This window comes from Desulfosarcina ovata subsp. ovata (assembly GCF_009689005.1).
GTDB lineage: Bacteria > Desulfobacterota > Desulfobacteria > Desulfobacterales > Desulfosarcinaceae > Desulfosarcina > Desulfosarcina ovata.
This window is the reverse complement of sequence record NZ_AP021879.1, coordinates 4972034-4982120: the sequence shown is the minus strand read 5'-3', so window position 1 is coordinate 4982120 and position 10087 is coordinate 4972034. Positions and strand designations below refer to the sequence as shown.

The 10087-nt window shown below is 62.6% G+C and carries 2 protein-coding genes; one reads left to right on the top strand and one right to left on the bottom strand.

Features of this window, described 5'->3' with window-relative positions:
- Positions 1-44: 44 nt before the first annotated feature.
- Positions 45-8084, bottom strand: coding sequence for a type I polyketide synthase (locus GN112_RS21930; RefSeq protein WP_197743367.1), 8040 nt, complete (start codon positions 8082-8084; stop codon positions 45-47).
- 353 nt (positions 8085-8437) lie between these two features.
- On the opposite strand from GN112_RS21930, the gene GN112_RS21925 reads away from it, so the two are divergent.
- On the top strand, positions 8438-10078 hold the full coding sequence (locus GN112_RS21925) for a hypothetical protein (RefSeq protein WP_231713931.1): 1641 nt from the start codon (positions 8438-8440) through the stop codon (positions 10076-10078).
- The last annotated feature ends 9 nt before the right edge of the window (positions 10079-10087 follow it).

Genomic DNA, 10087 nt, shown 5'->3' with positions numbered 1-10087 from the left:
TCCGGAAGATTGTGATAAAGTCATCGAAGCGGCCGGCCCCGTTTCTACCGTCCGGACGCCTGCCGGATCGCCGCATCAAAAGCCACACGCACCCGTTCGGGAAACGGCGCCGCCATGGCCCGGCCCTGGTGATCCCGCTTCACCCACACGGCGCGGTGCATGCCATAGGCGATTTTGATCCGGCTGCCGTCGGGCTCCAGGCGGAAGTAATCCACATGAAAGGTCACACTGCAGGTACGAAGTGTCTTGACCGCCAGGGTCAGCACCAGGCGGTCGAAAGGCATGGCCTCGCGCAGGTGGTCCACACGGCTCTCCAGGGCCAGCAGTTCTCCCCGTTCCCCGATGCCGTGAAAGTAGTCGGGAATCAGCTCGTAGAAGAAGCGGTCGCGGATCTGCCCCTGCCACTCGTAGTAGTTGGCGTAGTAGATGTTGCCCACCAGGTTGGCATGGGCCAGGCTGGTTTCAAATGTCTGCTCGCGCACGATGGGCAGCACCACCGGTCCGGCGGGGGCCTCGTAAACCAGACGATCCCCTTCGCTGTCAAACAGATGGGCCAGTGACTCTTCCATGGGTTCGGGCGTATCCGGCGCGTCGAAACGTGGGCACATATCCTCGATGAACTGGCCGTAGTAGGGCGGATAGGGGGCCACCCGGGCCACGCCGGGCCCCAGGATCTCGACCCAGGTGGTCTGCAGGCGGCAGAAGGCCAGGCGCTGGTATCCGCCGCCCCGCAGCATGCGGCGGAAGTCGTAGGAGAGGGTCATGGTGGAGTTTTCCGGCCCGCTGTTGTCACTCACCCACATGAGAATTTCAACCTGGTCGCTGGTGCCGCCCTCGCCGAGGATTTTCAGGTGGCCGTAGTTGGTCACCCCACCCCAGCGGCCGCTGGCGAACTGCTCGGACATGCGCGCCAGTACCGGCCAGGCCGATGCCTCGCGGGTGTTGCCCATCCATTTGATGAAATTTGAGAAGTAAATCGTCCGGCTCAGGTTGGCGCTGGGCTGGAAAGTCACCGGCAGCCGCTGGACGAAAACCAGCTGCCCCTGGGGCCCGCCTTCGATCATCTCGAAAGGCCGGGTCTCGTAAAGCGGTTCGTACCCCGGATAGTCCGCGGTGAGCAGGAATTCCGGCACCCGCGGCACCACCTCGCCGCCTACCGTAAAAGCCACGATCTGCGGCGCACCCCAGGTCAGGCGGATGACCAGGGTCAGAATCCGTATCGATTCATCGGCCGCAAAAAGCACCGCGTCGCCCTTACGGTCGACCACGCTGAGGGGTGCGCCGGGCGGGCAGCCGCACTTGGTGCAAACCTCCGCTGCGGCCCAGATGCGCGTGCCGGCCCGGTCCAAGGCGTCACCGTCGGCCATCAACCGGTCCAGCAGCACCGAACGGCCGCTTCCCAGCAGGCCGGCCCAGCCCTCCCGGTCCCTTTTGGTAATGGCGGCCAGGTCACAGCCCACCGGACCGGGACCGCCGATACAAAGCAGGTAACGGTCCTCATGGGAAAGGGAAATATCCAGAACCGTGCGCTCCACATCGGCAACCACGGGTCGGCCATTTTCCTGCCATCGGATGCCGGAGGATGGCGCGTCAAGGCCGACCTGTTCGGCAGCCGCCGAAATGGTCTGATTCAAAATCGGGATTTCCATCTCCTGGCGAACCACTTTGGACCGGTCGTGAAGTCCGGGAACACAGGCCAGGATCAGGCATGGGACCCCGACTGAAAAATGCTGGCAGGCATCGGCAACCACCTCTTCCAGCAAACGGCGGTCGCGCGCTTCGGGAGAGACCAGGTCGGCCACCAACGGGTATTCCGGATGGTGGGTGAGGATCCGCAGCCGGTAGTCGTCAAGCAGCGCCATCACCCCACCGTGTTCATCAATGGCGGTCACCCGGAACACCAGGTCCTGGGCCTCGCGTTTGATCAGCTGCGTCCGGACCGTTGCCGGCGCCTTAGCCGTGAAAAAAGCGGGAAAAAGGTCCAGGCGGCCGATTGAAATTGGCAGGCTGACATCCTGGGGAACCAGAAGGGCGGCGCTTTGCAGCAGGGTATCGGTAAAAAAGGCGTCTCCCAGGCTGAGGTCGTTCGCGAGTCCGGGCGCGAAGGCGGCCGCGGACCGCTCTGACGGCGTTCTCACCCGGGTGGTGAAGAGGGTCTGACCGGCGTCTTCGCCCTCTTCACGGATCTCCCGGACGGTCTGGATGCCCTGGAAGCGGACCCCCTGAAAAAGCAGGCTCGGTCGGTAAAGATCGGTCGCCGGAACCAGCGGCAGGGGCGACGGCAATGCCGGCCAATCGATCCGGGGCGCCTCCGCCGGAGGATCCAGGATCAGGGTCGCCGAAAAAAAATCGGTCTGCACACCGGTTCCCGGCTTCATGATACCGGCCTGTACCACCTGCAATCCGTCGGCATCCTTTTCTGCCAGAATCGCCCGTACAATAATTTCGGTACCGCTTTCCGGATCAACGGTAATGGGTCTTGAAAGCCGGACATCACGGAACTGCACCCGCGAAAGCGCACTCAGGCCACACAAATAGCCAGTGGCCTGGGTCATGGCCTCGAGGCCGAAAACCGTCGGGAAAAGGTAGGACCCCTGAAAATGATGGTCCTTGAGATAGGGATCGGATTCCAGGGAAAGGTGCGCGGAAAAAGCCGCCTCCACACCGGGTGTCAGGTGGATGCGCCGCTCCAGAAAACGCAGCCCGTGGGGATCGTCGGGAAGATCCCGGTGCCAGGTATCCAGCCCCCCCATGCGGGCGCTCACCACGACCTGCCGGTGACCGGGATCGTGGGTGAAAAGCTTCAGAAACCGGCTGACCCCTTCATCGGTGGGAATCGCGTCAATGCCTTTCTCCCGAAGGGCCGTCACGCTGCCCATGCGGGCCCCCATCCCTTCGTCGCGCCAGATGCTGTAGGCCACGTTGACCGTCTCGGTCTGCGGATGGTCGTCAACGAAGCTGCGCAGGGCAAGGTCCATTGCCTCGTTGGAGAAACCATACCAGCCGTTGCCAGGCATGCCGGTAATGCCGATGATGGACCCCATGGCCATGATCAGCTTGGGCGGTGTGGCTTCCAGGGCATCCAGCAAATGCAGAATACCCAGAACCTTGGGTGCGGTTTCGGCAAAGGCCTGTTCCGGCTTGACCTGCCCGGTGAGCCGGGGACGGTTGAGGCCGGCACCGTGAATGATCCCGGTCACCGGTCCCAGGCGGTCGGTCACCTTGCCAAGCATGTCATCCACAGCATCCCGGTCGCCCATGTCACAGGCAAAATACTCAGCAACCAGCCCCAGATCGGCATATCGCTCCAGGATGTCGGCAATCTCCCGGGTACCGGGGGTGCTTTCCGCCTGGCCGGGATGCGGGGTGCGGCCCACCAGGGCCATGCGCACACCGGTCTCCCGGGCCACGGCCAGGGCACAGGCAGCCGTAATGCCCTTGCCCCCCCCGGTCGCCAGGATCACATCGTCCCCTGACCAGCTGATGCCGCGCCGTTTGAAATCCACTGGCTGTACCTGCCGCGGCACCAGTATCCGGCGCGTCCGGTCCAGATCATAGCCCACGGCGGCAAAGCTCTCCTGGGTAAGGATCTCGGCGATGGTTTCCCAGGCGATCACCTCGGCATCCAGGGCCGGGCAGACATCCACGACACGAACCTTCAGATCGGGCCGTTCCAGGTGCAGACTGGCCCCCAGGGCCATGGCCGCGCCACGGTCCAGCCTGGCAAACCGCGGGTCCCGGCCAAAAACACCACCGCCGAACTGCACCCAGGTCACGGACGTGGTTCGACGCGGAGCATTGGCCGCCGGCGGCACGGTGGTGAGGCTGGCACGCATGCGGATCATGCGATCGAGCAACGCCGCGCGATCGTTTTCCCGATGACCATTTTTGGGCAGCAGGGCCACCAGATGGGAAAACACCGCATTCTGCAAAGCGGTCGGAGTCTCATCATCATCAAAAGCGAGGGTCTGGGTGGCGGCACCGCGATAGAACAGGTTTTGGGCCAGCACGTCGGCCAGTTCGGCAGTGTCGGGACTGCTGAGAATCAGAACACGAGCCTTCTGCCAGTCGTTCTCCGACCGTTTTCGCCAGTTCTCGGAAAACGGCGGATAGGGCGCGTCAACCAGTTCCATCACATAGTTGCGTACCCAGCTGGGTTGACCGGGAGCGGCCGCCGGGGCAGCGGCGCCCACGGGTTGCTGTTGCGCAACCATCCGGTTGAGAATCTCACCGATCTGGCTCAGACTGCGCTGGAAAAGCGGTTCGAGATCCAGGTGGGCATCGATCGCCAGTTCCCCCGCAGTCCGTTCGATCAGGGTTTTGAGTTTGTCCGGCCCCACGGCCAGTTCCTGGTCCACGGGCCGGTCCAGATTCAGGGAGTCGCCGGCAAAGCCGGTGATCCGGGCCGCCTGGCGCAGCAGGATGGTCAAGGCATCCGGTGCGGTCGGTAAGGTCGGTGCATGCGGTGCGGGCGCCGGTTCCGCGACGGCGTTCAGGGTCCCGGTAATCGTCTCCACCACATGGGCCAGGCTGGCGTTGGCCAGGGCCTGCGCATCGACCCGGCCGGTGAGGTCCACTTCGCTGGCCAGTCGGGCAACCAGATCCGCCGCTTTGATGGAATCCAGATTCAAATCATCCAGAAGCCGCATGGAAAGGTCCAGGCGCTCAATCGGGAACCCGGTCACCTCGGCCACCATGCCCAGCAAACGCCGGCCCAGGGCGTCGGTGTCATCGGGTGGACCGTCATCACCCGGCTGAGCATCGCCACGCAGCCGCCCGGCGGCATCGATCAGTTCGCCCAGGGCCGCATTGGCCAGCAGGGCCGGATCGGGGAAAGTGATGCCACAATCCCTGGCAAAACGGGCAATCAGGTCGCCAGCCTTGATGGAATCCAGGTTAAGGTCGTCCAGAAGCCGCGATTCGGCAGACAGGCTCTCGGCGGCAAACCCGGTCACCTCGGCCACCAGCCGGAATAGAATCGTCTTCGCCGCCGTATCGGCGGTTTTTCCACGCACGCCGGCAGTCTCGCCGGAAGACGTAGCCGTCGGGTTCCAGAACTCCAGGTCAGCCTGCACCAACCGGTTGAGAAAGGCCCCCCGGCTCTCCAGATAACGGCTCACCAGGCCATCCGGCACACCGTTGAACGCGTCGGCCAGGACCGCCTGAATGCCATCGGGAATCCTGCGATCAGGCGCCTCATCCGGGCCGCCGGCAACGCCAAGCCCCTCCAGGGGGTTGACCACGAAGCGTTTCTGCGCCGCCGGCACAAAGGACCGGATCAGCCGGTTTTCGAAAAGCAGCTCCCAGTTGAGCGAAACCCCGTGGGCAAACAGCGCCGCCAGGGTCCGATTCACGTCGCCGGCACCGCCGGCAACACCTTCCACCGGCAGGCACGGCAGGCTGTCGCTGCCCAGGATATCCCGAACCAGGCCGGTAAGAATGCGGCCCGGGCCCAACTCGACCATCAGATCGCACGAGGAGGCCATGTTGCGGGTCATGCGGATAAAATCCACCTGGGACAAAATCTGCTGGGCAAAGTGCTCACTCAAGGGGCGCTGCAATGGCAGCGGCTCGCCATCGGTGCTGGACAGAATCCGGCAATCGACTGTCCCTAGGGGTGAATCGAGAAAGGTCATGGCCGCCACCTGACGGGCCGCGTCGTCACATAATCGGCTGTGAAAGGCACCGGAAACCGGCAGCAACCGGGCATTGATGCCACGTTCCTGGGCAATCCGGGCCACGGTTTCGACCGCCTTCAAATCACCGGAAAGCACGGTCTGGTGCGGGCTGTTAAGATTGGCCAGGGTGACATACCCGTCCACTGCGGAGATCAATTCGCTGGCGGCGGACGCATCACAGCGCAGGCTGACCATGGCCCCCCGGGCATCTTCCCGCGTCGTCATGGCCTGACCGCGACGGGTGGCAAATTCAAGCAGGGTCCCCGCATCAAGGCCCCCAACGGCATAACAGGCCGTGAGTTCACCCAGGCTGTGGCCACCGACCACGTGGGGACGAACGCCCAGCTGCTTGAAGAAAGCCAGCCACAGCATCGATGCCAGGCAGATGGCCGGCTGGGCGTTTTCCGTTCGGGAAAGCGCGGCAAGCCAGCGGTCCCGCTCTTCCGGTCCGGGCGCACGATCCGGGTCTCGGAAAACCAGTCCGCTAACCGGAATGCCCAGAAGGTCGCTGGTAATCTGATCGGCCTGCCGGACCAGTGCCTGGGCCCATGGGTAGCGCTGGGTAAGTATGCGCCCCATGTTGAGCTGCTGGGCGCCCTGCCCGGGAAAAAGAAAACCGATCCGCGGTGTGTTGCTTCCCCATCCCAGCCAGATGTCAGGGGTCACGGCCGTGCAGGTGGCGTCAGCGCTGCGGGGCACTGCCTGATCAAGCGCGTCTTTCAACTGATTCAACCGGGCCGCCAACTCATCGGGGTGACCCGCCAGAAGGGCCGCCCGGATGACCGCTGCGTCGGGCAGCCGCCGGCTCAGATGGGCGGACAGATCGGCCAGTTCGGCAATGCTGATGCCATCGGCCATTTTCTCCAGATCGATGATCTGCGCGGCCATAGCGGCCTGGCTGTCGGCCCCCAGCATGAAGATTTCACTATCCTGGGCATGGGCCAGGAGGGCTTTTTCAGAAAGGGGCGGTTTGAGGCGATCGTCGGGCGCGTCGCCGGAGACCAGGGTAATGTGACAGTTGATCCCCCCGAATCCCATGGAAGAAACGCCGGCTGTCAACCGTTTGGCGCTGTCTTCGGTTCGTCCCTGGCGGATGGGATAGAGCCGCCTGGCGGCCCCGTCGAATGCCTGATGCGGGTCGCTGCAGGCAGCCGTGGCCGGGACCACCCGTCGGTTGACCGCCATGACCGCTTTGATCAGACCGCCGATGCCCGACGCGGCCTTGGCGTGACCGATAATTGATTTGAGCGAAGTGATTCCACAGGGACGCAGCTGACCGCGCGGCACCGGCGTCCGGCCGAGCAACCGGGCAATGGATTCCAGTTCGGTCCGGTCCCCCACCGTGGTGCCGGTACCATGGCCTTCGACAAAATCCAGATCTTTGAACCCGTGAGGCGCATGCAGGTACGCCCGTTCCAGGGCCAGGGCCTGACCGGTGGCATTGGGGGCCGTGATTCCGGAGCCCCCACCATCGGATGAAATCCCCCACCCATGAATCACGGCATACACCGGATTTCCGTCCCGCCGGGCGTCGGCAAGGGGTTTGAGCACTATGAATCCGCACCCCTCACCGGGGATAAACCCCTTGCCGCCACGATCGTAGACCGTCATATCGCCATCGCTGAGCGCCCCGGTTTTGGCAAACCCGACCAACTCGAATGGATCCAGGCTGATATCCACGCCACCGACAATGGCCAGGTCAAGATCGCCATTCATCATCCGCGAAGCGGCATTGGCTACGGCGAGAAGGGATGAGGAACAGGCGCCGTCGATGGTGAACCCACCACCTAATAGGTTGAGGTAGTTGCAAATTCTTCCGGCAATGGTGTTGGACAGCCCCCCGGCGAGGGTGTCCTCATCCACTGGCGGAAAAACCGCCAGATAACGTTGTTTCAGTGCCCGGGTCAACTGACGGAGCTGCCCGTCGTCCATTCCCTGGGCCTGGGCGGCACGGTATAGGGTCCGGCGGACGAACGGCCAGCGCAAGCGCATGGTATTGGCCCGGGTCTGTTCCCCGGTCAGGGTGTTGCCGATGATCACACCGGTGCGCTCACCCGGCAGGGTTTCCCGGCTGTATCCGGCATCGGCAACCGCGGAGAGGCTGGTTTCCAGGGCCAGCCAGTGCACGATGTCGGTGGTGCGTACGGTGGAAAGGGGAATTCGCCGCCCGGCCCAATCAAAGTCGAAACCGTCAATTAACGCGGCCTGACGGCCATAGGTCTTATCGGCAACGGTTTTGTCGGCATCAAAATAATCAGCCAGTGGCAAGCGGCAGTCGGGCAGTCGCCGAAACTGGCGCCGCCGGGCAAGGACATTCTCCCAGAGCTTGCGTGGTGTCGGCGCGTCAGGATATCGACATGCCAGTCCAATCACAGCAATTGCCGCAGGCGAATTCCGGTGCGTCATGATCGGCATCCTTTCCTACTCAGCGCGTATTCGCAGACGTTTTCCAGAGTGAGATGTCTTTTCCGGCATCGCAAACAAAAGTAAGCGTTAAGCGGTACATGTAATTTTCATGCCAAATAAATAGTTTTCCCTTAAAAATATTTTTTTCCTCTCTCCGGAAACAATCAAATCTGTCATCAGGCGATTGGCGGATAAGAAAAGACAAGCAGGCGAGTCTATTCTTTGACAGAAATCGCCTCAAGGCTCGCCAAACCTGCCGCGCTGTGAGATAAACCCACCAACATGCATTCAGTCACCGGCTTCGCTTCGGTGACCGCCCGCTCATCCTGGACAAATAAAAAGGGAAGGCACTCATGAGACCACACACCTGCGTTTCACCGGAAGGACGGTTTGTTTACGGCATCCACCAGCCACATTTCACTGCGCGCAATTTTCGCGCAACAGACCAACGGTCCGCGCTGGGCACGCTTGCCGATGGCACGCACCATCTCAATGAAGCCAATTTCCCAGCCGGATCGGTCCACGAACCATCGGCCACCCCGATCTATGAAATCCCCAACGCCTTTCCCTTCCGGGGGACCACCTACATCGGTAAAGGCTGGGCCGATGCCCGTGCACGGAATCCCGAAGCCATCCGGCTGCCCCGGCCGCCCGAGGTCTCTTTTTTTAAGATCCATCCCGACGAACCGTCCGCCCGAAAGGCCATTGCCGGCCTTCCCCGGCCCCTGCAACTGGCCCTGGCGGCCACATCCACCGACGCCCGGGATCTTTGCGCCCTGGCCCATCTGGCGACCGCATTCTGCATGGATACACAGAGCCATCTGCCCTGGGGTCTGGAATACGAACAGCGTGCCGACGGCCGGATCAAGGCACGGATTGCAGATGAAGCGCTTTTCGAGGCCGTGGCCAACAACGTCCATCTGCCCGATGCCTATAAACAGGCCATGGTGCTTCGCCCCGGTGCCCAGGGAAACAGTGAGATCGTCGGTGAATGGCATCCGCAGAAGGAAAGCCACGTATTCGAATATTTGCGGCGCAACTCCTACATCCCCTGGGGGCACTATGCGGCCAACATGGCCAATGATGCTGTGCGTTACCAGGCGCTGACGATCACGCCAGCAGACATGGCCGGTATGCGCCATCTCTACTATCAGCGGACCTACACCCGCCTGGCCGAAATGCTGAGCCTGCCGGCGGTGCCCGACCGGCGCCCGCTGACCGAAACGGAGTTGGAATCGCTGAGGCAACGGATCCAGGGGCAATTGGCCAAGACCGCGGGCCTGGACGTTAACCGAACCCTGTGGGGCTGGAATTACGGATTCGACTATGCGCCCTCCGGGTACCGCCTGCACGCCTCCCACCAGCAGATCCATCAGCAGTATGCACTGATTCCGGCGACGGTTCCCCTGGCTGATGGAGCAGGCCATCTGCCGGCATACGCCTGCGGCGACCGGGTCGCTGATTTTGTTCGCGCCTTTCGCCGGGAGACCGGAAAGGGCTTTTTTGAATGTTATATGCAGGCCATCGGGGAAAATCGACGGACGGACGGTAACCCCCGGGGGGAACGGCGCCTTGTGGTTTTTGAAGATGATCGGGTGATCCTCTTCGTACCCAAGGCCCAGACTTCCCAATGGGAACTGCAGTTGATGCCCAAAACCGCTGTCGGCAACGTCACCGAGGCCGACACGGCCACACGCCATGCGCTGGATCGCGCCATCCTGGTCGCCGTCAAGGTGCTGGCAGGCATGGGGGCCCGCATGATCACCACCATCGAATATTCCAAAGCCATTGATGACCCGGGCACGGATCAGCGCCTGCTGATGGCGTTCATGCCCAGACTGCCCGAATCACCGGGCGCCTTCAGCGAGGCCCAGTTGCGCTGGATCAACGGGCACTACCCGGAAGATTTCGCCCTGGCCTGCCGCTGTCATCTGCCCATGGAAGCGAAAACGGGAGATCCGGCCAATCAGCCGGGAGCCGGTGAACGGGATTGAACGCCTCAG